Below are 25578 nucleotides of genomic sequence, written 5' to 3'. Positions count from 1 at the left end.
CTCGCACGGCATTAGGCCGTCTCCTACATGTATTAAAGATATTCATCACAGAAGCATTCTGAAGTATCAGAATTCAAATTTACTCGATTTTATGCTGGCATGATGGACAAACCGCGAAGTAAACGATTACTAGTGCAACGTAAACGTTTACGTATGGCGCCAGCGAAGGCGATGTACAACCATCGGCGGCAGAATCGTTTACTATTGAGCCGTAAACGATTACGCTTCCCTATCACGGCGTCGCCAAGACATCGTCATCGATTAGGGTTCAAGGCTGGAAGAGAGCCACGATGGCAACCCTTACAACAATCACCATCAGGGACATTGCAGCGGCCTGCCACGCGAGTACGGCAAGCGTCTCCAGGGCCTTAAACGGCAAACCAGGCGTGAGCGATGGCCTCAAGGCGACCATCATTGCCTATGCCTCCGCCCACGGCTACGTGCCCGACAGCAATGCACGTTCGATGCGATTGGGGCAATCCACCCACATCTATCTGATCAACCGGGTGGAGAACACCGATTCCTCTGGCATTCCCGTCGAATGGTTTGCGAAATTCCATGCCGTCAGCGGATTGAACGTGGATACCTACCCCATTCCCTATTCGCGTGACCTCGTCGACGGACTCATCGAACTCGAACGGGCACGCCACCCCGCGATGTTCCTTCTCGTCGGTCCCTGCGGAGTCGAGGATGAATCACGGTTCTCCCAGATTCAAACGCCGATGATGTTCGTGCTCTCCGACGACGCGCCCGCCCAACGGCCCTCCGTCGAGAGCGACGACACCGAGGGCGCCATGGCCATCACCAACTCGCTTCTTGAAGCGGGCCACCGCAACATCATGGTGCTCACCGACCGCCGGTCGGACGGACAGCCTTACTATCAACAGAGAATCGAAGGATTTAAACGTGCGTTGGCTGGAGCCGGAATCCCCTTCGACCCGGCGTCGGTGTATGCGCTACCCATCGACTTCGGCAGGTATCTCGAATCCTCGACCACCGCCATCAACAGGCATCTCATTCCACTGCTCACGTCGTCGTCCATGCCGAGCAGGCCTACCGCCTTCGTCATACTCAACGATTTTCTGGCATTCACCTGCACGAAGGCGCTGTCCGACGCGGGCATACGCATACCGGACCAGCTCTCCGTCGTGAGTTTCGGAGGTTGGTCTATCACGGGTTATCTGCCCGCTTCAATCCAGACCTGGGTGCAGCCCGTGCAAGGCATCATTCAGGCGGTCGCGACCGCGGTGCGCCTGACTCTCAGTGGCAAGCCCTTTTCCGGAACCCTTGAGCTGGGCACGCCCGAACCTGGCAAACCAGCCTGCAGCGCTGTCGCCATCTCACCTACGCAGCTTGTGGTCCACGGATATCTGCGCAAGGGCCAGTCAATACGGCAGCTGACGGCCCGAGAGCACCAGGGGCAGCGCGTCTAGGCGATCCGCGCGGGCCGCCTCTCCTCGATTTTGGCTCACTCTGCGAGCGGACCAGTCTGCCAGATGTCACGCAGATAGTCGTCGATGGCGCGGTCGGAGCTGAAGAAGCCCGAGTTGGCGACGTTAAGCAGGGCCTTGCGGCTCCACTCGAGCGGATCGCGGTACAGCGTCTCGATCTCGCCCTGGATGTCCATGTAGGCGCTGAAGTCCGCCATGGTCATGAAATAGTCCTTATTCAGCCAGTCGGTGACGAGCGGCTCGTACACGCTCTTGTCGCCCTCCGAGAAGGTGCCGTCGGCGACCAGATCCACGGCGTTCTTGAGGCGCGGATCGGCCGCGTAATAGGACTTCGGCTCATAGCCCTTGGCGTAGAGCGCCTCGACCTCGTCGACTGTCATGCCGAAGAGGAAGAAGTTTTCGGCGCCGACGCGCTCGCGAATCTCCACATTCGCGCCATCGAGCGTGCCGACGGTCAGCGCGCCGTTCAAGGCGAACTTCATGTTGCCGGTACCCGAGGCCTCCTTGCCCGCCTGCGAGATCTGCTCGTCGAGGTCGGTCGCAGGGATCAAGTGCTGCGCGAGACGGATGTTGTAGTTCCAAGGGAAGAACACAGCCAGCTTGCCCTTGACGTCCGGATCGTTGTTCACCACACGCGCCACATTGTTGATGAGCTGGATGGTGAGCTTGGCCATGCGGTAGCCAGGCGCGGCCTTGGCCCCGAACACGACGCTGCGTGGCAGGATGTCGTCAGCGCTTACTTTGCCGCTCTTGATATCGGCGTACTGCGAAATGACGGACAGAATCTTCAGGCTCTGGCGCTTGTACTCGTGCAGACGCTTGATCATGGAGTTGACCATGGTGTTCGGGTCGATGTCGAAACCGTACTCGCGCTTGGCATAGTTGGAGAACGCGACCTTGTTGGCCTGCTTGACGGCGGCGAACTTCTTCACGAATTCGTCGTCCTTCGCCAGCGGAACCAGCCCTTCGAACATATCCAGATCGCTCAGCCAGTGATCGGTGCCCAAGCCCTCGGTGATCAGCGCGGACAGGCGCGGATTGGCGAGCTTGATGAAGCGCCTCGGCGTCACGCCGTTGGTCACGTTGGTGAACTTGGCGCCGTAGATGTCCGAGAAGTCGCGCAGCGTGACATCCTTGAGCAGCTGCGAGTGCAGGGCGGCCACGCCGTTGACGTGCGAGCCGCCGTACGTGGCGAGGTAAGCCATGTGCACCTGCGGATCCTCGCCGTCGGTGACAATGCGCATACGCTCGATCTTGGCCTTGTCGTCAGTTTTCGCCCCTAACTCAGCGACGAAATGCTCGTTGATCTCGTTGATGATCTCGAGATGACGTGGCAGCAACCCGCCGATCAGCTTCGCCGGCCAGACCTCGAGCGCTTCGGGCAGCAACGTGTGGCACGTGTAGTTGAACGACTTGGTAGTGATGGACCATGCGGTATCCCAGTCATAACCGTATTCGTCGATGAGCACGCGCATGAGCTCGGGGATACCGATGACAGGGTGCGTGTCATTGAGCTGGAAACAGATCTTCTCGGGCAGGGTGGTGAGATCGGGATGCTCCTGGCCGGGATAGAAGACGCGGATGGCATCATGAATCGAGGCAGCCGTGAAGAAGTACTGCTGTTCGAGGCGCAGCGTCTTCCCCTGCGGGGTGGAATCCTCTGGGTAGAGGATCTTCGAGATGTTCTCTGCGGCGACTTTCGGCTTGACGGCATCCAGATAATCCGACTTGTTGAACGTGAGCAGGTCGAACTCGTCATAGGACCTTGCGCTCCACAGCCGCAGCGTGTTCACACGACCCGACGCGTAGCCCGGCACCATGTAGTCGACCGGCACGGCGCGCACCGACCACGCCGACCTCCACACCTTCTTGCCGTCTTCCTCGACGACGCTGCCGCCGTAGTTGACGCGTTGCGAACGGTTGTAATCGATATGGCCCCACGGCTCCTCGTTGGCCAGCCAGTAGTCCGGACGCTCAACTTGGGCGCCATGCTCATCGAACTCCTGCTTGAAAATGCCGTAGCGATACTGGATGCCATATCCGAAGGCAGGCACGCCCTTCGAGGCGAGCGAATCGATGTAGCATGCGGCGAGCCGGCCCAAGCCGCCGTTGCCCAGCCCCGGCTCGTATTCCGCGTCGATGACTTCCTGAAGATCGAAACCGAGCTCTTTGACCGCACTGTCGAACTGCCCGTTGAGCCCGGCGTTGAGCAGCGCGTTGCGAAGCTGTTTGCCCATGAGGAATTCAGCGCTGAAATAGCCCACGGCCTTTGTGCTGCCAGCGACCATGTCGCGTTGAGTGGTCATCCACGAGTCCATGAGATGCCTACGCACCGCGCCCGCCGCAGCGACATACACGTCGGCCGCCGTCGCCTGCTCGGGGGTCACGCCCTGCGTATACTTGAGCTCCTCGCGGATTTCATCGGCGAATTCGCCTGCCGTGATCGATGATACAGGTGCGGTATGTTCGGTCATTCCCTGACTCCCTTTGGTAGATGGTTCTCCATATATCGTTATTTCCCGGTTATACCCGAGCCAAGCGACGGCATACCATCATCGCCCATTCGCCGCCACGACCCGTGTTGCATACGTTGCCAGCGCCGAGCTTAGCACGAGCACGGAAAGACCATAGTAGCCCGTTGGGGCAGTGTCCAACTCGGCGGCACAATGGAACCATGGCAGCGATACGCGAACAGGATCTGGCAGCAGGCGAAGCCGCATTCCGGCAATGGGCACAGGCGGCACGGTCCCTAGCCTCGTCGGCCGGCTCCGGGGCTCCAGCGGATGCGGCAGCGCGGCTTGTCACTTCTCCTGATTTGCCAAGGCCTGTGTGGGCGATGGCGGTGCGATTCTCGCTGTTTCTGCTCGAACGAAAGGCGCCCGGCCCGAGCGTCGAGGTGCGTGTGGCCCCTTGGGCCGCTGTCAAAATCCTTGACGGACCGGCCTCGGATCCCCACAATCTCACACCGCCAGACGTCATCGAGCTCGACCCCGAGGTATGGCTGCGCCTCGCCTGCGGCATCACGACTTGGAATGAGGAGAAAGCCGCCGGCCACATCAGCGCGGTCGGGGAACGCGACGATTTGAGCGCCCTGCTGCCGCTTGCCGCTGTATAGTGCGTCAGCCGCTGACGCTGCGAGCACGGCGACCGCTGGCGCCGCACGCACCCCCTCTTCGTACTGTTGCCACGCAACTTATCGGCTCTTTGATTCATGATTTTTGTATGTTTCATTATTGTGCATTCTTTGGTGTGCACGTATCGGGCTTATTTGTGGCAGGTTTTTCATCAAGCAGATACCCATCTGCCTTATTTGTAGCAGTTCTTCACTGCAAGGCCAAGTAAATGCCGCCCGAATCCGCCATTCATCAGTGGCGATATGCTCAGTCTCGGAAAAACGATGCTACAAATAAAACAGATGCATGTCCGCGGCACCGAAAACCTGCCACAAATAAGCCCGATACGGCGTTGCGGGCTCCTTGCAACGGCATCGCTTACGAGCCAGCATCATACCCGCGGGCCCGTCGAGCGCCGAACCACCAAGGTCGTGGGGAAAATGCGGGTGCGAACAGCAGCATCCCCATGGACGGCGTCAAGCAGCATGTGCACGATGCACTCGCCCTGCTCATGGATCGGCTGCGTCACTGTCGTCAGGCCGAAGGCCTCCCCTATGTCATTGCCGTCGATGCCAACGACGGAGATCTCACGGCCGGGCGTGCGTCCACGCTCCACAAGCGCTTGCATCGCGCCCATCGCCATCTCGTCGGAGGACGCGGCAATGCCGGTGACATCGGGTCGTCTGTCCAGCAGCGCGTTCGCCGCCATGTAGCCGTTGCGCGCGGTCATGATCTGCGCCGGGGAATCCAGATCCATCGTGTGCTCCAAGCCATGGCTGCGCAAGGTCTGCACCCATCCGTTGCGCCTGCGCTGAGTGGGCGCATTAGGCTGCTTGTCGTTCGTCATGCCGGAAAGGTGACCGATGACCGTGTGGCCCAGCCCGATAAGATGCTCGCAGGCAGCGGCCATGGCCGCCTCATCATTGATGCCGACATGCGAAAAGCCGGGCTCGACGACTGAAAGGAACGCCGCTGGCACCTCCAGCCCTTTGAGCAACTCGGCCTCTTCACGATCGAAGAACAGGGAGAGCACGGCGACCGCGTCGACTTTGCTTCTGAGCACGCTGGGATTGAACTGAGGGCGGCTTTCGCTGCGGTAGTCAGGCAGCGAATAGATCAGCGCATCGTAATTCTCGGCTCGCAGCGTCTGCTCCACGGCTTCGACCGCCGTGGCGAAGAACCAGCGGGAGACATCGGGGAGCACCAGCCCGAAGGAACGGGTCGACCCGCTTGCCAACGATGCCGCACTATGCGAAGGCGTGTAGCCAAGCTCGTCAGCCACCTTGAGCACGTGCGCACGCATGCGTTCACCGACGCCAGGAAGGTGACGAAGTGCGCGCGACACCGTGGCCTGGGACACTTTGGCCGCCGCGGCGACTTCTTGGATGCGCACATTCATGGTCTCATTATGCCAAGGTTTTTGGCTGCGGTGCACAACCATCGTCAGGCTGCGGATTCGTCGTCAGTCCCCCAGGTTCGCCGGCTCGCTCCGAGGAGCCCGGGGGCGTTAACGGGGCGAGAAGGGCAAGAGGGGCCAGCGGAGATAGCGGAGCCAACGGGGCGTCTACATTGCCGGCCGCTGCCAAGGGATTGCCCCGGCCCCGCCCGTCACTGCCTGCGCGTTGGAAAATCCAAAGCGCCTCGTATGGCCTGAGGACATCAGCCTCGCGCTCTTCGCCAGCGTAGTTTCCGTACACTTTATCCCCGCGCGGAAGCGGGCACGGCTGCGTCTGTGAACTCATGTTGGCCACTACCAGCAGCCTGCCTCCGCCGCTTTCGCGCGCATACATGATGATCGGATCGCGCACCGCAATCTCCCGGTATACCCCTGTCGTCAGCAGCGCAATGGCGTGCCGCAATCGGATAAGGCCTTGATAATAGCGGAAAATCGAGCGAGGAGACGACCGATCCCTGTCGGCGTTGATGCTTTCGAAATTCGGATTCACCGCGATCCACGGCACACCGTTCGAGAATCCCGCGTTCTTGCCACTGTCCCATTGGAACGGCGTCCGCGCGTTATCGCGCGAGAACCACCGCAGATAGCGCATCACTTCATCCACGCCGCGGCCGCTGCGCGACACATAGTCGTAGCGTTCGATCGAATCTTCGTCCCTGAAATCGTCTAATGATTGAAAAGGAAAGTTCGTCATGCCGATTTCCTCGCCCTGATACACATACGGCGTGCCCTGCAACCCATACATGATCGTGGCCAGCATCGTCGCCGAATAATATCGTGAATGCTCGGAACTGGTATCGCCAAAGCGGGACACTGCACGGGGCTGATCGTGATTCGACCAGTACAGGCTGTTCCACGATTTGGACTGCAGCCCGGTCTGCCACCTGGTGATGATGGATTTGAACTTCGCCACGTCGAAGGGCTGGACGCACAGGCTTCTGGGGTCAGGATCATGGTCGATGCGCGAAAGCTCGAATTGGAAGACCATATCGAGCCGCGGTCCTTCGGCCTGACCGTCGGGAAGCGGCGCATACAGCAGGGCGTGCTCCGGCGTCACATTGCCGGTCTCTCCCACGGTTATTGTGTCATGGCCTTTGAGCACTTGGTCATGCAGCTCGTCAAGGTACACCGGGACTTTCGACCCATTGGTCACCCAACGCTCGACATCGCCATAGCCTTCGCGGTTCACCATGGGCGCGTCGGCGAGCGAGCCTTTGTCGATCAGATTGATCACATCGAAGCGGAATCCGTCGACGCCGCGATCCAGCCAACGCCGGAGCATGGCGAACAGCTCTGCGCGGAGCCTCGGATTCGTCCAGTTGAGATCGGGCTGCTCTCGGTCGAAAAGATGCAGATACGAGGCGCCTAGCTGCGGGACATACGTCCACGCGCTCCCGCCGACGAACGATCCCCAATTATTCGGCGGCGTCCCCCGGACGAGGCCTTGACGCGCATCGGCCCAGTAATAGTAGTCGTAATAGGGGCTTTCCCTGCCACGTTTGAGCGCATCCTGAAACCACGGGTGCCTGCTAGAAGAGTGGTTGAGCACCTGGTCGAGCATGATGCCGATGCCTAGGGAATGCGCCTGTTCGACAAGGCCTAGAAAATCGTCCATTGTGCCAAATTCCGGGTTAATGGCGTCGTAGTCACTCACATCGTATCCGTTGTCGACATTGGGCGAAGGATATATGGGAGTGAGCCAGATGAGATCAACGCCCAGATCGTGCAGGTAGGGCAGCGCCTGCCGCACCCCGTTCAGATCGCCGATGCCATCGTCGTTCGAATCTCTGAAGCTGCGCACATAGATCTCATATACGATCTTGTTCTGCCACCAGCTGGGCCGTTTGCCGCTCTGTCTGCCGTCTTGCAGACCACTGCTCAGCGGAAGCCGTGGAAGCCTCGATACTGCTGTCATGCCCTCTCTCCAGCGTTATATTGAACTGATTGACATTGAACTGATCTGGCGCCATTTCATGACGCGACCGCAATCTGCGCAGGTTCCCTCATGCCGCTTTGCCGCGCCTGCGCTGCGGAGGATCTCTGCTGTGCAGCGGCGAAAGACGACCCTGCGCTGAAGCGCGATCCTGCTCCGGCGGTTTTCAAGATGCGCGTCGCGACCTTATCCGGCAAGACCGTCACCTTGACCAAATCCCCGTGAATCCTTAGGTTGAAGGAAACGGACTCCCACCCTTGCGGCAGATGCGGCGTGAAGGCGATCTGGCCATTCATAATGCGCAGTCCGGCGAAGCCTTCGACCAGCGAAAGCCAGACGCCGCCTGCCGAGGCCAGATGCACGCCATCAGAAGTGTTGTCGTGGGCGTTGGCGATATCGGCGAACAACGATTCGTTGAAATACTGCAGCGCAAGATCCCCGCGCCCGACTTCTGCCCCGACGATGCTTTGCACCGCAGCCGACAAAGTCGAGTCGCCGGTGGTGATCGCATCGTAGTACTCGTAATCCGCGGCCTTCTGGCTTGCGGAGAACTCCTCGCCCAGGAGCAGCAGCGCCAGCACGGTATCCGGCTGCTTCAAGACCTGCTTCTTGTAAATGTCCAGCGAATGGTAGTGCAGCAGCAGAGGACGGGCACGGTAATGTTTGAAATCCCAACGCTCCTGACGCAGGAAGTCAGTGTCCTGGGCGTCTATGCCCAGCCGGTCGTTGTACGGCAGCGCCATCATATCGGCGTAGGCCTTCCAGATCTGTACTTCGTCGTCGTTGATATTCAGCCGCTCACGAATCGACTGGAAGAGCGTCGGATCGAGGCGCCGCAACCGCGCGACATGCTCGGATGCGCACTGCAGGTTGAACCGGGCCATGGCATTGGTATAGAAGTTGTCGTTTACCAACGCCGAATACTCATCGGGCCCAGTCACGCGGTGGATATGGTAACGGTTGTCGACATCGATGAATCCGATGCTCGCCCACATCCGCGCGGTTTCGACGAGGATGTCGATGCCCTGCGAATAGAGGAAATCGACGTCGCCAGTGACCGATACATACTGATCCACCGCATAGGCGACATCGGCGTCGATGTGGTACTGCGCGGTCCCTGCCGGGAAATACGACGAGGCCTCTTCCCCGTTGATCGTGCGCCAAGGGAACAACGCGCCCTGAACGTTGAGGGCGGCCGACCTGCGCCTAGCCGCTGGGAGCATGCGGTAGCGGTACTCCAGCACCTTTCTCGCCTTTTGGGGATCGGAGAAGATCAGGAACGGCAGAATGTAGATTTCCGTGTCCCAGAAGTAGTGACCTTCGTACCCGCTGCCGCTCAGGCCTTTGGCGGAGATGCCGTTGGGCACCGAAGCCGTCGCCTGGGCCAGCTCGAACAGCTCCCATCGCACAGCCTGCTGCAGGCGCCGGCTGGACTTCGCACGAATCTGGACATCCGAATGCTTCCAGAAACGCCTAAGCCATGCACGCTGCTTTCTCAACACGCATGATGGATCGACGGCCCCATAGCGTTCGAGCGTCTTGCGGCATGCGGCAGCAAGCTTAGCGGGGTTCTGCGGGCGCGTGGTCGCGGCCCGAAGACCGTTGGAGACGCCGCTCGGATCAATGTCATAGTTGTAATACGCAGCGTACCGGATGACCTCGGCGCTCGTGTCCTGCCCGAGCAAAAGCCGCCAACGCGTTGCATTGGTGCGCTGCCCGTTCACGAATTGCCGCACGCCTACTGCCATCATCAAACGGGAATTCGGGCAGCGATACACGTCGACGATATCGGCCTGCGCCAAAGCCGAACCTTGCCGGTTTGCAGCGCGAGCGCGTCGGAGCCTGGCTTCCTTCGTCTCGTGCAGAACCTTCTCAATCCCGATCGGCGTCACATGGCTTTTTCTCGGATCGCTCGAGACGATCACGGCGGCATCCTGTTGCGCATTGAGCCGTCCCTCTATCTCGAGCGAAGAGCCCGCTAGCCCCTTGCTGGCAACGGTCAGCCGGATGAATGCCAAGTGCGGCTCGAACAGGCAAGCCATGCGGCTGACCGTTGCAGTGAGCGTCCGCCCGGCGCCGAAGCTATATTCCGCCGTGGCGCTGGACACCCCTTCGCGAAAGTCGACGCTCTGTTTCGAGGCCGTCAGATGAAGGCCAACAGGCAAGCCGTCAAGCACCATATGGAAATCCGAGGCATCAGGCACGCCCTGAATGCTCTGGCCGACTCTGGCCAAGCCATACGAATCCTCAGGATAGGTGATCAGCCGGTTTTCATGGAAGCCACTGAGGAAGGTGCCGTTGCCCAAGGATCGTTCGCTCGCGCCGGCTCCTCTGATGCCGATGGTCCCGTTCGCGACCGAAAACAGAGTGCCGCTGGCATCGCTGGGCGCCTTGCACTCGGTGAAACGCCAGGGATCGATGGGATAGCTCTCTTCGGAAAGCGGGTCGGCTCGATTTTTGAGGTGATTTCTGACTGACGACATGTTCCCGTCGATCATCTCGACAAGATCTTCGATGACAATATCGGCGCCCGCCTTGAGCAGGGCCTTGCGTCCGGCGCCGCGGTCAACGCCGACGACTTTGCCAAAATTGCCAGCACGCGCCGCCGCGACTCCCGAAACCGCATCTTCGAACACCGCCGTCTCGTCCACGTCAGCATGCAGCAGCTGGGCACCATACAGGAAAGTGTCAGGGGCAGGCTTGCCGCGCAGGCCGTTCCTCACTCGCACGTTGCCATCCACGATCTCGTCGAAATACTGGATAATCCCAGCGCGCTGCAACACTTCCCTGGCGTTTTTCGAACTGGAGACGACGGCAAGCCGCAAACCAGCAGCCATGTAGTGCCGAAGCACGTCGACCGTGTCGTCGTAGGGCTGTATGCCCTGCTGGACGAGCAGCTGTTCGAATATGCTGTTCTTCAGGTTGCCCAGTCCGCACACCGTCCGCGCACTTGGCTCGTCCTCGGGGCTGCCTTGCGGAATCGCGATGCCGCGGCTTTCTAAGACCGAAGTCACACCGTCGTACCGGGGCTTTCCGTCCACATAATCGAAGTAGTCCTGATCTGTATATGTGGGGACGCCATCGGGCAGAAACGATTCGAACAGATCGCTCCAAGCCCGCATATGCAGTGTGGTCGTGGGTACGAGCACGCCGTCAAGGTCGAATAGCACCGCTTGCATTGCCGTATTGTTCTCTTTTCCTTGTCGTTATTCGTCGTTGCTCAACGACGGCAGGCCACGCTTGACGCAGACGCCTACTTGACCGCTCCGTCGGCGATGCCGCGGACGATATTGCGTTGTGCTACGGCGTAGAAGACGATGACCGGGATAATCGTCATCACCAGTCCAGCCATGGCCAGATTCCACTGAATCGTGAACTGCCCGAAGAAGGAGAATGTGGAAAGCGGTATCGTCTTGACGTTGTCGCTGGACAGCACCAAGGAGGGAAGCAGATAGTCATTCCATATCCAAATCACATTCAGTATGACGACGGTGTTGGTGATCGGCCTGAGCATGGGGAAGATGATGCGCCAGAACACCTGCCATTTCGAGGCACCATCGATGTATCCGGCCTCCTCCATGCTGATCGGAATCGACTTGATGAATCCGTGATAGAGGAAAACGGACATGGCGGTGCCGAACCCTATATACATGAAGATCAAGCCCTGCCGAGTATCGATGATCGGGATTCCCGTCAGCTCCTGCAGCTGCGAGAAGAACTGCATCAGCGGCATCATGAGGGTCTGGAATGGAATGAGCATCGTCGCCACGAAAGTCAGAAAGATGATCTTCGCCCAGAGCCTGTCATCATTGCGGGCAAGCACCCACGCCGTCATCGACGAGAAAATGACGATCAGCAGCGTCGAGACCACGGTGATGATCAAGCTGTTCATCACTGCCGTCAGGATGTTCATGCGCTCCATCGCGACCTTGTAATACTGGAAGCTCAGGTTGCTGGGGAGGGACAGCACATTGCTGTACAATTCCTCGCGAGTCTTGAAGGAATTGGTGAGCAGCAGGTAGAACGGCGAAAGATGAACCAGTGAGACGAGAAAGACCAGCAGGCTTCCGGCCCACAGCCAAATCCGTGCGCTTCGTTTCGACATCACAGCCCCACTTCCCTCTTCTTGGTGGCATTCACTTGGACGAGCGTGAAAATAGCCACGATAATAAAGAACATCACCGCTTTTGCCTGCCCATAACCGTAATTGCCGTTCAGGAAGATTTCGTTATAGATATTCATGGCGAACAGTTCGGTCGCATTGCTGGGGCCGCCGCCAGTCAACGAAAGATTGGTGTCGAAGATCTTGAACGAGTTCGACAGCGTCATGAACAGGGAGATGGTGACGGCAGGCATCATCAGCGGCAATTTGATCCGCCAGAACAGGCCCCAGCCGTGCGCGCCGTCGACTTTCGCAGCCTCGATAAGTTCGGTCGGAATCGTCTGGATCCCCGAGATGTAAATGATCATCACGTAGCCGGCAGTCTGCCAGGTCGAGACGAACACCAATGCGAACAGCGCGAAATTGGGGTCAAGAAGCCAATTGAAGAAGACCGATTTGAACCCGGTGACATTGCCGATGATGGCGAAGCCGTCGGAGAAGATGAACTTCCAGATATAGCCCAGGATCAGGCCGCCGATGAGGTAGGGAATGAAGTAGAAGGTGCGCACTGCGCCGGCCAGCTTCATTTTCGACGTCACCAGGAATGCAACGACCAGCCCCAGCGCATTCGTCGCGACGACAGCCATGGCCGTGAACAGGAAGGTTTTGATCGCAGATCGGATGAACCGCGCGTCGCCCATCGCCGTGATGTAATTCCTTATGCCCACGAAGGTCTTCGCGTTGGCTTCGATGCCATCCCAGGAGACGAAGGAATACGCGATTCCCGTCACAAAGGGGATGAGCACCACCAAGGCGAAAATGGCAACCGTAGGCCCTACGAACAGCAGGTTCCAGCGCCAATCTCTTTTTTTCATGGAAAACTCCTTTATTCGCTTTCCCGTCGCATGCGGACGTCGTACGACGCATCGCGCGTGGCTAACGTCTTGAACCGAACCGGGCGCATGTCGGATCACTTGAATAATCGAATTCGCCAGGCAGCTATGGCGGTGAATATGGGCCCGGGCATACAAGGTTCAAGGCATATGTCCGGACCCATCGCTGAACTTGGGCCGCGGCGTCGGCTGCTGGCCGGGTGCTACTTCTTGGTTCCTGCGGCTACGAAATCATCATTGAGCTTGGTGATGAACTGCGTGCCCGTCATTGACTTGTTCGTGAAGAACTCCTGGGCAGTACCCACCAAGTACGTGTCGGCTATGCCGGTAGGCCAGTACTGATATGCCCATGGAATGTTGTCGCCGGACTGCGAAGCGTCGTACACGGCCTTAGCAAGCACGTCCATCTTGGACTCATCGACCTTGATATTCGTCATGGCGGGAATGAACTTGAACTTGTTCACGATATAGTCTTGGCCCGTCTTGCTCGTCACCATCCAGTTGAGGAAGTCAATGCTGGCCTTCTGCTCGGCGCTGCTCTTCGAGCTGTTCACGTGGTAATACAGCGGGACGTCAACAGCCAGCTTGGAGTTGTCGGCCAAGGGGAAGGGCAGCATCTGCAGCTTCGCGCTCGAATCCTCGTAGGATGACAGCATGGTGTTGATCCACATGCCCTGGTTGACGGAGGCGGTCTTGCCGGTCATCAAATCACCTATCTGCTTGTCGTAATTGATCTGCAGCGGGTTGTTGGTATTATCTCGAATCGCCTCGTAGATCTGTCCCAAGTCTTGGAATTCTTTGGTATCCTGCAGTTTTGCCTTCCCGGAAACAACGTCGGCCACGAACTGCTTGGGGTCGCTCTGCAGAGCGAATGCAGTATTCAGCATATGGCCGATAAGGAAGTAGGATTCCTGCGACAGCTCGAATCCGGTGTACTTACCATCGGCCTTGGCCTGCTTGAGCATGGAAATAAAGCCATCTTGAGTGGTCACTGTGGCTGGGTCGACGAGGCTGGTGTTGACGATCAGCCCGTATCCTTCGACCGCCGCAGGCATGCCCAGCGTCTTTCCATCGAGTTCATAAGCCTTGCCTTCAGCGATATTCTTGACGAAAGGCGCGCCGGAGAGATCAGCCATATAGGACTTGAGGGTGTCCCCCTCCTGCCCGCCACCAGTCGTGTAGATGCTGGGGCCAGTGGTTTTATTGGCCAGCTTGGTTTTGAGCTGCGTGATATAGTCGTCGCCTGTCGTGCCCCAGACCTCCACGGTCACACCGGTTTCTTTCTGATACTCCTTCGCCAACGCTTTCAATGAATCAACGATCTCGACCTTGGAATCAAAGAACGTGATCTTCGTGACCTTCCCCGAGCTTCCGGCCGAGCCGCATGCGGCAAGCCCGAGCGTGGTCAATACCGCAACGGCCGCGCATGCGATTTTCCGAGTCCCACTGAACAGCTTCATTGCTATCACTTCTCCCTTGTTGAAGAGCACTTGGGGAACCATATCCGACGCTCCTATGCCTCGGACCCGGTTCTACTGACAACACAAAGAATACGTGGTTCAGCACATTTACGCAAGCGCTTACTCTACTGGAATCACTACGATTTTTGAGGGGTAAGCGATTCTGCCGTTTGTAGCGACACCATGATTGTGCGCTCGGCGTGTCGCAGTCAGACGGCCGCGAGGATCTTGGCGGCGGAACGGCCTGAGAGCCAGCGCGCAAAGCGGGAAATGGCGTAGTTGACGAGAATGTAGATGACGGCGACGACGAGGTAGACCGGCAGCATGCTCGTGGAGTTGGCGACGATGACTTTCGCGTTCTGCATCATCTCGGGATATGTGACGACGTAGCCGAAGGTGGTGTCCTTGACCACGACGACCAGCTGCGTGACCATCGTCGGCACAATGATGCGGAACATCTGCGGCAGGATCACAGAATAATACGTCTGCCAGCGCCCCATACCCAACGAAAACGCGGCCTCGCTCTGCCCGGCCGGCACGGCCTGCACACCCGCGCGATACACTTCGGCCAGCACGGCCGAAGCATAGAACGCCACCGGAATGACCACCATCCAGTAAGTGCTCATATGGATGCCGAATTGCGAAGGCACGAGGAAGAAGAAATAGATGAACAGCAGCGTCGGCGTGCCGCGCACGAATTCGATGACCGCCGTGGCGAGCCAGCGGACCGGCGCGACCCCCGAGATGCGCCCGAACATGAGGACCAGGCCGCCCACGAGCGCGATGGCGCCGGAACTCAGGGAAGCCCGGACGGTGCCGATGAAGCCGGCTCCCAGGAACTTCCAAATGTTGATGTTGGCGAACAAGTCCCAATACACTGGATCGAACTGGCCGTTGGCATCCAGACGCATGATCAGCCAGACGACGAATGCCGCGAACAGCAACGAGGTGATGACAGTGCCGGCGAGAATGCGCCGACGAGCGTGTGGGCCTGCCGCCTCGAACAGGGCGGATTCGGTGGGTGTCATCGCCATGCCACAGCCCTCTTTTCAATGATGCGGCCGATCGCGCCGATGACCAGCCCCGTGGCTACATAGAACAGCGCGGCGACCAGGAAGGTCGGGATGCCCAACGCCTCCTTGGTATTGATCTTCGAGACCAGCCCAGTCAGCTCGTCGTGGGCGATCGGTACGAGCGCGCCGGTCGAGGAGCTGATGATCACAGAAATAAACAATGTGACCATCGGCTGCACGACGGTGCTCAGCGCCTGCGGCAGCACAATGGAACGCGTAATGGCACCGAACGACAAACCTAGGGAACGCGCGGCCTCGATCTGCCCCGCGTCTACGGCATTGATGCCCGACCGCAGGTTATCGCAGCCGAACGCCGAGGACACCAGAATCAACGTGGCGATGACACACGGCTCGTAATCCAACGTGAAACCGACCTCAGGCAGGCCATATACGATGAAGAGCAGCAGACACAATACCGGAATATTACGGAAAATCTCGACGTAGCCGGAAACCGCCGTTCGCAACGGAGGAATCGGGCTGATCCGCGCTATCGTCAACACGATGGCGAGCAGCAGCCCGCCGAGGAACGAGACGATGCCGATGCGCAGCGTCACTCCGTAACTCGTCAGATAGTCATGGCCGAAACGCCCGGCCAAATAAGTCAGGCTTCCCCATACCGAATCCGTTGATGTCATACGCCACTACCTTGGATTGAGAACCGGTTGATATTTGCGCATCCGCCCATATGGCTTCTTGAGACTCATTACGCCGGCGTTTTCTCAGTACCTATGTCCCATATAACTATGCAGGGCTCATGCGACAGCCATGCGACTGCCGGACGGCCCTGCTCGACTATGTGCCTGGCGGATGCGTTGCCGACTGCCCAGCTGCGCCCTGCGCACAGCAAGCGCGCCCGCCGAGATTCGTGCCCAGCGGCCTCTTTACTTGCCGACAGCCGGCGGAGTCGGAACCTCAGTGACACCTGTGCGATCGCCGATGGTGAGCTTCCACAGCTTTGCCCATGTGCCGTCATCCTCGATCTTCTTGAGCCAAGCGTTCACGAACGCCGTGGCGTCGGAGCCCTTCGGCAGGCCGATGCCGTATGGATCCTCGCTGCCGAAGCCATCGCCGACGACCTTGAGGGCCTTGGGCTCCTTGGCTACATCGCCCAGCACAAGCGACTGGTCGACCACATAGGCGTCGATGCGGCCCTGCTTGATGGCCTGCACCAGCTGCGAATCGTCCTGGAATTCCTGCACGGTGGCGTTCGGAGCGGCGTCCTTGACAATCTGCGGACCAGTCGAGCCAGCCTGCACGCCGACCTTTTTGCCATCGAGATCCTTGACGGACTTGATATCGTCATTCGTCGACTTGACCAGAATGCCCTGCCTCGAAACATAATAGGGACCGGCAAAATCGATCTTCTGCTTGCGCTCGTCCGTGATCGAATAAGTGGCGAACACGGCGTTCACCGTGCCGTTCTGCAGCACGGCCTCGCGCGTGGAGGAATCAACCACGCTGACGTCGGTTTTCGCGTCGCCGATGATGTAGCGTGCCAGCAGCTGCGACAGGCCGGCGTCGAAGCCACGCAGCTTGTTGTCATCCGTGCTCTGCAACGAGAACAGCGCGGAGGTCTTGGTGCCCCCCACCTTGAGCACCCCGGCCTTCTTGACCGCAGAAGCCCACGTATTGGCGTCAACCGTGGCGCTGTCGGCCACGGAGCCTGCGCTGATGAGCGCATCGTATGCGGCGGCGTCCAACGGCTTGCCCGTCGCGCTGTTCGATCCAGCCACGCCGTTCGACGGCGAGCCGGAACCCTGCGAGCCGCATCCGGCCAGCACGAGCCCCAGCGCTACGATTGCGGAGGCTGCGCACGCTGCCAGTTTGCGGCTACGTAGCGTGTGGCGTTTGCTAAAAGTGTTCATTGTTCTCTCTTCCCTGTCTGTCTGTTGCGTGCATGTATTTGCACCTGCCAACGCTGCCGGATGACCGTATCGGGCATCCGGCGGTTAAGCTCTTTCGATGCGCCCGGCAATGATGTTTCGGACGAGGCACCGGCTCAAGCAAGTATAAAGTCACCTGGCCGCCATCAACAGCCCCTCACGCACATTGCGCTATCGGCGTTCATTATGACGGGTCATCAGTACGCGCCTACGCCTACGCGCCACGCGCATCGGGACATGCGCAGCGCACGGCCATGAGGCGCCCGATGCGGTCACGCGGATTCGCCGCGAGCGATAATGATGACGCGGCGCCCGTATCGATCATTCACCAAGGCGTATGGCACGCGTTCGCCGCTGTCGAAGGTCTCGGCATCGATGATTCGATTGGCCCGGGCAGGTTTGCCATCGATGCGGCGCACATGATCGCCGTCGACCGCCGAATCCTTGAACGGGTCGAAGACGCAGACAGCGGCACGGCCGTCGGGCAGCTCGCCAAAGCCGGTGACGAGCGCATAATGGCCGTTCATCCGGTTCGACCAGATGCGTGCGACCCCGACTGCGTGGGGCGTGGCCTGTGCCGCGTCGCCATGGCCCACGGCATTGCCCGCTCTTGACAATGAGATTGATGACTGCGTTGATGCCTGACCCGGAACGTCTGCCGCAGCATCGTCCATTTCCCGCCGCAGCATCCCATTGGTCGACCCGGCCAGCGCATCCTCGCCGCGCAGCAGTCTAACGTGGATCGGGAAACGGCCCGAGTTGCCATACATGTTCAGCGTCGCGGCCAGACCCAGCATGGCGTCGGGCGAAGTGCCCTCGCCGCCGAAGCGCCCGTCCGAACCGTACATATCCAGCGTGCCGCGGAAAATCTCCCAGAGCACGTCGGGGCGAATTTCATCGCGGTCATAGAGATAGCGCAGCGCATTGACCATCGTGGTCGGCGCGCAGGTGTAATCAGTGGACTGATAGAGCAGATCGTTCTTCATACTGCAGGAACCTTTCGTCGCCGCCAGAGCCGGCCGCCAAGGATTGGCGATCAAGCCGCGCATCGGGGCGATTGCGAAATGCCCTACCGGATGATAGCCGCCCTATGCCCGCGCCCCGCTCTTGCGCCTTAGTTGGCGCCTTCAGCGGCAGTTTTCGACGCCGCACCGTTCTTGCCCAAGATCTTCGGCACTGGCATAGGTATGCGACGCGGCTTCACCCGCGGCCTGATCGGCGATTTGGCCCGGGTCACCGGCATCTCGCCGCTCGTGACCTTCGCGGCGGCTTCGGCGGCCCACTTGGCATACTCGTCAAGATCATCGTCCGCAGGAGCCCCCGGTTCAACCTTCGCCTCGGGCGCCTCACCCGTGCCCCGCTGCAAGTCGTCGGCATACGTCGGCCCGTCTTTGACGAAATGACCAGCCGAATCGGACCCGGATTCTTGCACCCGCAGCTCTTTGGCGAGCTCATCGTAATCAGTATCAGTTGTCAAGTACTTGAGCTTACGGGCTATCTTTTGTTGCTTGGCTTTCTGACGTCCGCGGCCCATCTGACCCCCTGAAATTACTCTAGCGTTCTATTCATCACATAAGAGAGTACCACCTGTTGCCCCAACCGTGCTTGTCGGCTCGGACTTTTACGATAAAAGCGATATTTTCGAACAGTTTTCACACACTCTGCAAAGAGCACGGCAAAGGACAAGGCATGGGCGACGACGAGCAGATCACTGCGGCGGGCAATGAGGTGAGCGCGAGCTTCTTGGCGGCTCAACGACTTTCTGATCAGACTTTGACCGAGCTCGACGCGAATCCGGGTAATTTCACCATGCTCACCGGCGATCGCCCGACAGGTCGCCTGCATCTGGGCCATTATTTCGGCTCGATCAAAGAGCGCGTCGCCATGCAGGACAAGGGCGTGCACTCCAATATCATCATCGCCGACTACCAGGTGATCACCGATCGCGACACGACCGAGCACATCGGAGACAATGTCATCAACCTCGTGCTCGACTATCTCGCAGCGGGCATTGACCCGGCTAAGACCATGATTTATACGCATTCGGCGGTTCCTGCTGAAAATCAGCTGATGCTGCCTTTCCTGTCGCTGGTCACCGAATCCGAACTGCACCGCAATCCAACCGTCAAGTCCGAGATGGAAGCCTCCGGGCACGCGCTGACCGGGCTGCTGCTGACGTACCCAGTGCATCAGGCGTGCGACATACTCTTTTGCAAAGCCAACGTCGTGCCGATCGGCAAGGACAACCTCCCGCACGTGGAGATCACGCGCACCATCGCGCGGCGGTTCAACGAGCGTTATGCACCCAAGCATCCCGTGTTTCCCGAACCCGCCGCGATCCTGTCCGATGCGCCAGAGATTCCAGGGTTGGACGGACGCAAAATGAGCAAGTCCTACGGCAACTCGATCATGCTCGGCGCCACCGCCCAGGAAACAGCGAAACTCATCAAAAAGAGCCCGACCGACTCCGAACGCCGCATCACCTTCGACCCCATCGCCCGCCCCCAGGTCTCTGCCCTGCTGACCACCGCAGGGCTGGTAACCCATCGCGATCCGAAGGACATCGCCGAGGAAATCGGCAATGCGGGCGCCGGAGCACTCAAACAGTATGTCATCGACTCGGTGAACGAGTTCCTCGCACCCCACCGCGAGCGCCGCGCCGAACTGGCCAAAGACATGGATTCGATCCGCGACATCCTGCACGATGGCAACAGGCGCGCCAACGCGATCGCCGAGCAGACCCTCGGCGAGGTTCGCGCCGCCATGGGCATGAAATACTGATTGGGACGCTCCAGCCGGGCGCGCTCCAATCAGATCCGCTGAACGTTATGCACGCCATATGCATAATATCTGCCGCGGCTGTAGCTGATTCAGCGAGCCACCAAGGCTCGGCTGGCTTAGTTGTGGCATACGCCGATTGGCGAAGCTGCGCTCTGGAACCCCGCCAAGGCACAAGTATTAAACGCAGCGACGCATCGAATGTTCGCAACCGAAATTACATATCGCATATCGGCGATGAGCGCACGGCTCAAGTGTCGTGCCGTCAAATGTCGTAGCGCCAGCTTTTGTCGGTGAGGACACGGGCCATGGCCAGACCGACAGGCAGGCACAGAATGACCATGAACGCGCGGAATCCCCAGTTCAGCGCGGACTGGGTGTCGAACTGGCCGAGATGGAACATGGCCTGATACATGTAAAGGCCAGGCACCATGATCACAATCGACGGCACGGTCAAGCAGATGCGTGGATAGCCCAGATGCGGCGGCAGCAAGCCGCGGCGGACCGAGGAACGCCAGGCCGAGGCGAGCAAGCCAGACAGCAACGCGCCGATGAACGCAGCAGCTTCGGGAGGTACACCGAAATCGGTGATCGTCAGCCGCAGGGTGTCAGTGATCGCGCCGATGGACGCAGCGGTGAAGCACATGCGCTGGGGCGAGTTGAACAGCACCGAGAACCCCCACACTCCTGCAAAAGCGGCAGCAAGCCGCAGCAGGTCGTCCGACCAAAGGCTCAAGCCCAAGGGCTCGAAACCTTGGGGGTTCAAATGCACGATAGTAGCCACCATCCATCCTGCGAGCGTGGCCATCAGGATAATCGACAACGTGTAGGCCACGCGTTGGATGCCCGAGGGGAAATCTATCTTCGCGATATCCAACCCTCCGGTGATCAGCGGGAAGCCGGGAATCACGAACAACATTGCCCCGATGTACGCCGTGTCATGCTGCAACGCGACCGGGTCGAGCAGGCCGATCAGGCGCAAGGTTCCTACGCATGCAAGCGCCGCAGCAGCCACGCAGATAAAAGTGACGAAGAATTGATTCAGCCGCCGTGCAAACAACAGTCGGCGCAGAAATTGGCCTATCCCAGCGCCAACGAACGCACCGATCATGTCATAGGGGCCGCCGCCGAGCAGGAACACGAATCCCGCGCATGCCACCGCTGCTCCGAATCCCGAAAACAGCGGGGAATAAAGCGGTCGACGACGCTCGATCAGGTCGAGCCGATCATGGACCTGCCCCACAGTGATGCCGGATCCTCCAGCAGGAAAAACATCTGCGCCGACATGGTCGAAATGCTGGGCGTATCTCCCTTTCGGCGGCCTGTGGACGCGACGTCGAGGCGATGATGTGGCGCCTGCCGTAGCCGCAGGAGCTGAGTCTGCATTGCCTGCCGTATGGCTGTGAATGCCATGGAAGGTACTGTGCGCGTCGCTGCTGCGTGCACTACCGCTCTGCGCATTTTCAACATGCTCATCCTCATCCGCAAGCCCAACAACTCCTACGGCCGCGACACCGACAACCCCCTTAAGCCCCTTATCCGCGAGACCTTGGGCCGCCGCCGATTGCGCTCCCGACACCGCTTCGTCAAGCAATTCCTGGGTCTGTTCCGCCTTGCGCTCCCTGCGCGCCTCTTTGACCGCGCGCATGGCGGATTTGCGCGAAGCCGGGCTGCCGAGCTGGTCGACGAGCTCCTCGGACACCGTGGGCTTGGCATGGTATATGGATTCCTCGCCTAAATGCACGTTGAACCAATCGGCGAAATGCTCAAGCAACCAAATGCGCTCGGTGTTCACGCCCGTCGTGGGCAAATCCACAACCTCAGTGATGCGGCCCCTGCCGTCGGTGCAGGAGGCCTCGATGTCGGTGAGATTCACGTCGGCCCGCACATGCACGCCAAGCGGGTAGGCAATGCGGTGCATCATCTCGCGCACACGGAAGCTCCCGGTTCCCGCGCCCAGATCCAGCATGCCGACGCGCACGATAACGCTCGATTTGGCTGCGATGCCCGCTTTGGCCACAGGCGTGTTCCAATCCCGTTCGATATCCTCCATGTCAAGCGGAATGGAATGGGTATGAAAATGCTGGACCGCAGTGGCCGTGTCCTCCGGTTCTTCGGCAGCGGGCGCCCCGGCCGCGCCGCCGCCAAGCGCACTGCCGCCAGCCATGCCATTGCCCGTCATGTCACCACTGTCAACCGGCGTCTGCTCGCGTTGTTCGTTGGAAGTCACACTACAAGTATTAGCGCACGCCACGTATGAGCGGCCTTGCCGCATCCGGCCGACGCCCGTGACGTAGCCCAGCCGCCATCCCGCCCCGGTCCGGCCCTGCCGCAGCTCTCTGCCGCAGCAAGGCGCAAGACACGCAATTGCCTTGAAAAGGGCCGCTATGTGACCAGGAGCAGGCGAAGGTAACACGAATGTCGGTTTGGTGGTTCTACAATGGAGCCGCACATACCACCGAATGATGGCTTTGGGTTCGCAACAGCTGGTCACTACAATCGCGGAGGAGCCGCGAACGACCGGCAGATCGAACAACCGGAGTTCGGCAAAGGAGGTCATCAATGACACAAGGCAATGCACAACCAACGGCTGTGGACAGCGGGCAAACGCCCGCTGCACCGGCCATCCGACCGCCCGAGGAGCATGAGCTCCCCGCGTCTCTGCAACGCGACATGGATCTCTGTCTGGAGATTCTGCGCGATGTGGTCGGGGAATTCAATCCCGATCTGCTCAGTGTGTTCGACACCGTTCGCGGCTACGTGGTCGCGGCCAGCGACGAGCAATACAGCGAGCATGGCGCGCAGCATCTGCAATCCGGCGAGAACGGGCTCGATAAGGCCCGCGAGATCATCGACTCGATGAATTTGCACGACGCTCAGCTGCTGTCCCGGGCATTCACCACCTACTTCCACTTGGCGAACCTGTGCGAGGAGAATTACCGCGTCAGCTCGCTGCATCAGCGCGAGGCCAAAGTGGGCGACGATCAAGCGGTCGACCCGGTGAACGAATTGACCCGCACTTACCATCAGCTCATCGGCGAGATGGGCCCGGCGAAGGCCAAGGCGCTGCTCGACAAGCTGGAGTTCCACCCGGTGTTCACCGCGCATCCTACCGAGGCGCGCCGCAAGGCCGTGGCCGGCAAGATCCGTCGCATCGCGACCCTGCTCAGCAACGACTCGACGCTGGGCGGCTCCAATAAGAAGGAGAACCGCCGCCGGCTCTACAACGAGATCGACGCCCTGTTCCGCACTTCTCCGATCGCATTGAAGAAACCCACGCCGGTCGAAGAGGCCAACACCATCCTCGATATCTTCGACGACACGCTGTTCGACACGATTCCCAAGGTCTACCGCCGCTTCGACGACTGGGTGCTGGGCGACAGGGCCGGGCTCGTCGAGCCGGTGTGCCCCGCCTTCTTCCACCCTGGCAGCTGGATCGGCTCCGACCGCGACGGCAACCCGAACGTCACCGCCAAGGTCAGCCGCAAGGTGGCCCGCAAGTTCACCGACCACGCCGTGGCCGCCCTTGAGAATGCGACGCGCACTGTAGGCCGCAATCTGACGATGGAATCGGGCACGACGCCGCCCAGCGCCGAGATGCTTCAGCTGTGGAGCCATCTCAAGGAGATGAGCGAACGGCTGACCGACAAGGCCTCACTGATTTCCACGCAGGAGCCGCATCGCGCCGCCATGCTCGTGATGGCCGATAAGCTGCACTACACAATCGAGCGCGACGCCGATCTCATGTATCACAGCTGCGATGATTTCATCGCCGATCTCAAGATCGTGCAGCGTTCGCTCGCCGCAGCCGGCGATCCGCGCGCCGCCTATGGACCGGTTCAGGACCTGATCTGGAAGGCCGAGACCTTCGGCTTCCACTTGGTCGAGATGGAATTCCGCCAGCATTCACTGGTGCATTCGCGCGCGCTGGAGGATATCCGCGAACACGGCCTGCATGGCGAGCGCGGGGAACTCAAGCCCATGACGCACGAGGTGCTCGACACGTTCCGCGCTCTCGGCTCGATCCAGAAGCGCAACGGCATGAAGGCCGCCCGGCGCTACATCATCTCCTTCACCAAGTCGGCGCAGAACATCCGCGACGTGTACGAACTCAACCGCATGGCGTTCGCGCACCCCGAAGATGTGCCGACCATCGACGTCATACCGCTGTTCGAGCAGCTGCAGGATCTTGAGAATTCGGTCGACGTGCTCGAGGAAATGATCAAGATCCCCGAGGTGCAGGCCCGGCTCAAAGCCACCGGCAACAAGCTCGAGGTCATGCTCGGCTATTCGGATTCCTCCAAGGACGCCGGCCCGACCACTGCCACGCTGGCTCTGCACGCCGCGCAGGATCGGATCGCCAAATGGGCGGTGGGCCACGACATTGACCTAACGCTGTTCCATGGCCGCGGGGGCGCTGTCGGACGAGGCGGCGGCCCCGCGAACCGCGCCGTGCTCGCTCAGCCGGTCGGTTCGGTCAACTGCCGCTTCAAACTCACCGAGCAGGGCGAAATCATCTTCGCGCGCTACGGCAACCCTGTGCTCGCCGTGCGTCACGTCGAATCCGTGGCGGCCGCCACGATGCTGCAGTCCGCGCCGAGCGTGGAGAAGACCAACACCGAGACCACCGAGAAGTACGCGGATATGGCAGATACGCTGAGCGACATCTCGCACAAGCGCTTCCTCGACCTGATCAAGGCCGACGACTTCGCCCCGTGGTTCTCCACCGTGACGCCGCTGACCGAGGTCGGTCTGTTGCCGATAGGCTCGCGCCCTGCCAAACGGGGCCTTGGCGCAAAGTCGCTGGACGATCTGCGCACGATTCCTTGGGTGTTCTCTTGGGCGCAGGCGCGCATCAACCTCGCCGCATGGTACGGGCTGGGAACGGCTTGCGAGCAGTTCGGCGACCTTGCTTCGCTGCGTGCGGCATACGAGGAATGGCCGCTGTTCAGCACCTTCATCGACAACATCGAAATGTCGATCGCGAAGACCGATGAGCGTATCGCCCGGATGTATCTGGCATTGGGCGACCGTGACGATCTGCGTGACAAGGTGCTCACCGAAATGGAGCTGACCCGCAAATGGATCCTGCTCATCGTCGGCGACGAATGGCCGCTGCAGCACCGCCATGTGCTTGGCCGCGCCGTGCGCATCCGTTCGCCGTACGTGGACGCCCTCTCGGTCACGCAGGTGCTCGCGCTGCGGACGTTGCGCAAGAAGGTGGACAAGGAAGAGCTGAGCGAAAGCCAGCAGGCCGGGTTCATCTACTTGATCCTGTGCACCGTTTCGGGAGTCGCCGCCGGCCTGCAGAACACGGGCTGATCCGGGTTTGATCCGGATACGGACGGATTAGAGTGGTTCTGCATTTTTTGCATGCCTGAATCCGTCCGTTTCATCCGGTATGAACGCCGTGGGGCGGGCCGGGAATCTTAATAA

At 59.9% G+C, this 25578-nt stretch carries 17 protein-coding genes; 4 read left to right on the top strand and 13 right to left on the bottom strand.

Annotated features, from left to right (window positions below; genetic code table 11):
- Window positions 1-290: 290 nt before the first annotated feature.
- Complete coding sequence (locus LKG04_RS04675) at window positions 291-1433, top strand: LacI family DNA-binding transcriptional regulator (protein WP_291761042.1); 1143 nt, start codon at window positions 291-293, stop codon at window positions 1431-1433.
- Between the two features lie 35 nt (window positions 1434-1468).
- Here the strand turns inward: LKG04_RS04675 and LKG04_RS04670 are convergent, their stop codons facing one another.
- The gene (locus LKG04_RS04670; protein WP_291761044.1) at window positions 1469-3925 is read right to left on the bottom strand and encodes a glycogen/starch/alpha-glucan phosphorylase; all 2457 of its coding nucleotides are present in this window, start codon (window positions 3923-3925) and stop codon (window positions 1469-1471) included.
- Window positions 3926-4125: 200 nt separating this feature from the next.
- On the opposite strand from LKG04_RS04670, the gene LKG04_RS04665 reads away from it, so the two are divergent.
- Window positions 4126-4566, top strand: coding sequence for a sterol carrier family protein (locus tag LKG04_RS04665; RefSeq protein ID WP_291761046.1), 441 nt, complete (start codon window positions 4126-4128; stop codon window positions 4564-4566).
- A gap of 389 nt (window positions 4567-4955) precedes the next feature.
- Here LKG04_RS04665 and LKG04_RS04660 read toward each other — a convergent pair whose 3' ends face one another.
- The 11 genes from LKG04_RS04660 to LKG04_RS04610 form a co-directional block, all read right to left on the bottom strand.
- Window positions 4956-5963: a LacI family DNA-binding transcriptional regulator gene (locus LKG04_RS04660; protein ID WP_291761049.1), complete on the bottom strand. Its 1008-nt coding sequence runs from the start codon at window positions 5961-5963 to the stop codon at window positions 4956-4958.
- Between the two features lie 7 nt (window positions 5964-5970).
- On the bottom strand, window positions 5971-7935 hold the full coding sequence (locus LKG04_RS04655) for an alpha-glucosidase (RefSeq protein WP_291761051.1): 1965 nt from the start codon (window positions 7933-7935) through the stop codon (window positions 5971-5973).
- A gap of 56 nt (window positions 7936-7991) precedes the next feature.
- A complete protein-coding gene (locus tag LKG04_RS04650) occupies window positions 7992-11132 on the bottom strand; it encodes a beta-phosphoglucomutase family hydrolase (protein ID WP_291763345.1) in 3141 nt (1046 codons plus the stop codon).
- A 74-nt stretch (window positions 11133-11206) separates the two neighbouring features.
- Window positions 11207-12058: a carbohydrate ABC transporter permease gene (locus tag LKG04_RS04645; RefSeq protein ID WP_291763342.1), complete on the bottom strand. Its 852-nt coding sequence runs from the start codon at window positions 12056-12058 to the stop codon at window positions 11207-11209.
- Window positions 12058-12930, bottom strand: coding sequence for a carbohydrate ABC transporter permease (locus LKG04_RS04640; protein WP_291763340.1), 873 nt, complete (start codon window positions 12928-12930; stop codon window positions 12058-12060). Before LKG04_RS04640 ends, LKG04_RS04645 begins: the two co-directional genes overlap by 1 nt.
- A gap of 221 nt (window positions 12931-13151) precedes the next feature.
- Window positions 13152-14450, bottom strand: coding sequence for an ABC transporter substrate-binding protein (locus LKG04_RS04635; protein ID WP_291763338.1), 1299 nt, complete (start codon window positions 14448-14450; stop codon window positions 13152-13154).
- A 167-nt stretch (window positions 14451-14617) separates the two neighbouring features.
- Window positions 14618-15442, bottom strand: a complete 825-nt coding sequence (locus LKG04_RS04630) for an amino acid ABC transporter permease (protein WP_291762047.1) — start codon at window positions 15440-15442, stop codon at window positions 14618-14620.
- Entirely contained in the window at window positions 15433-16116 is a 684-nt protein-coding gene (locus tag LKG04_RS04625; protein ID WP_291762045.1) for an amino acid ABC transporter permease, read from the bottom strand. Before LKG04_RS04625 ends, LKG04_RS04630 begins: the two co-directional genes overlap by 10 nt.
- Window positions 16117-16362: 246 nt before the next feature.
- Window positions 16363-17346, bottom strand: a complete 984-nt coding sequence (locus tag LKG04_RS04620) for a glutamate ABC transporter substrate-binding protein (RefSeq protein ID WP_291762043.1) — start codon at window positions 17344-17346, stop codon at window positions 16363-16365.
- 290 nt (window positions 17347-17636) lie between these two features.
- Complete coding sequence (locus LKG04_RS04615) at window positions 17637-18350, bottom strand: hypothetical protein (RefSeq protein WP_291762041.1); 714 nt, start codon at window positions 18348-18350, stop codon at window positions 17637-17639.
- A 128-nt stretch (window positions 18351-18478) separates the two neighbouring features.
- Complete coding sequence (locus tag LKG04_RS04610; RefSeq protein WP_291762039.1) at window positions 18479-18898, bottom strand: DUF3073 domain-containing protein; 420 nt, start codon at window positions 18896-18898, stop codon at window positions 18479-18481.
- Between the two features lie 155 nt (window positions 18899-19053).
- Here LKG04_RS04610 and trpS point away from each other — a divergent pair, with 155 nt between their 5' ends.
- Window positions 19054-20145: a tryptophan--tRNA ligase gene (gene trpS, locus LKG04_RS04605; RefSeq protein WP_291762037.1), complete on the top strand. Its 1092-nt coding sequence runs from the start codon at window positions 19054-19056 to the stop codon at window positions 20143-20145.
- A 262-nt stretch (window positions 20146-20407) separates the two neighbouring features.
- On the opposite strand, the gene LKG04_RS04600 is transcribed toward trpS, so the two are convergent.
- Window positions 20408-22195 carry a threonine/serine ThrE exporter family protein gene (locus LKG04_RS04600; protein ID WP_291762050.1) on the bottom strand — a complete coding sequence of 596 codons (1788 nt, stop codon included), beginning with the start codon at window positions 22193-22195 and terminating at the stop codon, window positions 20408-20410.
- 509 nt (window positions 22196-22704) lie between these two features.
- Here LKG04_RS04600 and LKG04_RS04595 point away from each other — a divergent pair.
- Window positions 22705-25464 carry a phosphoenolpyruvate carboxylase gene (locus LKG04_RS04595; RefSeq protein WP_291762035.1) on the top strand — a complete coding sequence of 920 codons (2760 nt, stop codon included), beginning with the start codon at window positions 22705-22707 and terminating at the stop codon, window positions 25462-25464.
- Window positions 25465-25578 lie beyond the last annotated feature (114 nt).

Origin of the sequence: Bifidobacterium sp., assembly GCF_022640935.1 — a bacterium.
In the GTDB taxonomy this organism is placed as follows: Bacteria; Actinomycetota; Actinomycetes; order Actinomycetales; family Bifidobacteriaceae; genus Bifidobacterium.
This window is presented reverse-complemented; position numbering and strand designations above follow the sequence as displayed.

Coding starts and splice junctions, on each gene's coding strand:
- LKG04_RS04610 (WP_291762039.1), bottom strand. CDS start 18,898: ATGGGCCGCGGACGTCAGAAAGCCAAGCAACAAAAGATAGCCCGTAAG.
- trpS (WP_291762037.1), top strand. CDS start 19,054: ATGGGCGACGACGAGCAGATCACTGCGGCGGGCAATGAGGTGAGCGCG.
- LKG04_RS04650 (WP_291763345.1), bottom strand. CDS start 11,132: ATGCAAGCGGTGCTATTCGACCTTGACGGCGTGCTCGTACCCACGACC.
- LKG04_RS04665 (WP_291761046.1), top strand. CDS start 4,126: ATGGCAGCGATACGCGAACAGGATCTGGCAGCAGGCGAAGCCGCATTC.
- LKG04_RS04670 (WP_291761044.1), bottom strand. CDS start 3,925: ATGACCGAACATACCGCACCTGTATCATCGATCACGGCAGGCGAATTC.
- LKG04_RS04600 (WP_291762050.1), bottom strand. CDS start 22,195: ATGGAGGATATCGAACGGGATTGGAACACGCCTGTGGCCAAAGCGGGC.
- LKG04_RS04630 (WP_291762047.1), bottom strand. CDS start 15,442: ATGGCGATGACACCCACCGAATCCGCCCTGTTCGAGGCGGCAGGCCCA.
- LKG04_RS04640 (WP_291763340.1), bottom strand. CDS start 12,930: ATGAAAAAAAGAGATTGGCGCTGGAACCTGCTGTTCGTAGGGCCTACG.
- LKG04_RS04660 (WP_291761049.1), bottom strand. CDS start 5,963: ATGAATGTGCGCATCCAAGAAGTCGCCGCGGCGGCCAAAGTGTCCCAG.
- LKG04_RS04625 (WP_291762045.1), bottom strand. CDS start 16,116: ATGACATCAACGGATTCGGTATGGGGAAGCCTGACTTATTTGGCCGGG.
- LKG04_RS04615 (WP_291762041.1), bottom strand. CDS start 18,350: ATGAAGAACGATCTGCTCTATCAGTCCACTGATTACACCTGCGCGCCG.
- LKG04_RS04675 (WP_291761042.1), top strand. CDS start 291: ATGGCAACCCTTACAACAATCACCATCAGGGACATTGCAGCGGCCTGC.
- LKG04_RS04655 (WP_291761051.1), bottom strand. CDS start 7,935: ATGACAGCAGTATCGAGGCTTCCACGGCTTCCGCTGAGCAGTGGTCTG.
- LKG04_RS04620 (WP_291762043.1), bottom strand. CDS start 17,346: ATGAACACTTTTAGCAAACGCCACACGCTACGTAGCCGCAAACTGGCA.
- LKG04_RS04645 (WP_291763342.1), bottom strand. CDS start 12,058: ATGTCGAAACGAAGCGCACGGATTTGGCTGTGGGCCGGAAGCCTGCTG.
- LKG04_RS04595 (WP_291762035.1), top strand. CDS start 22,705: ATGACACAAGGCAATGCACAACCAACGGCTGTGGACAGCGGGCAAACG.
- LKG04_RS04635 (WP_291763338.1), bottom strand. CDS start 14,450: ATGGTTCCCCAAGTGCTCTTCAACAAGGGAGAAGTGATAGCAATGAAG.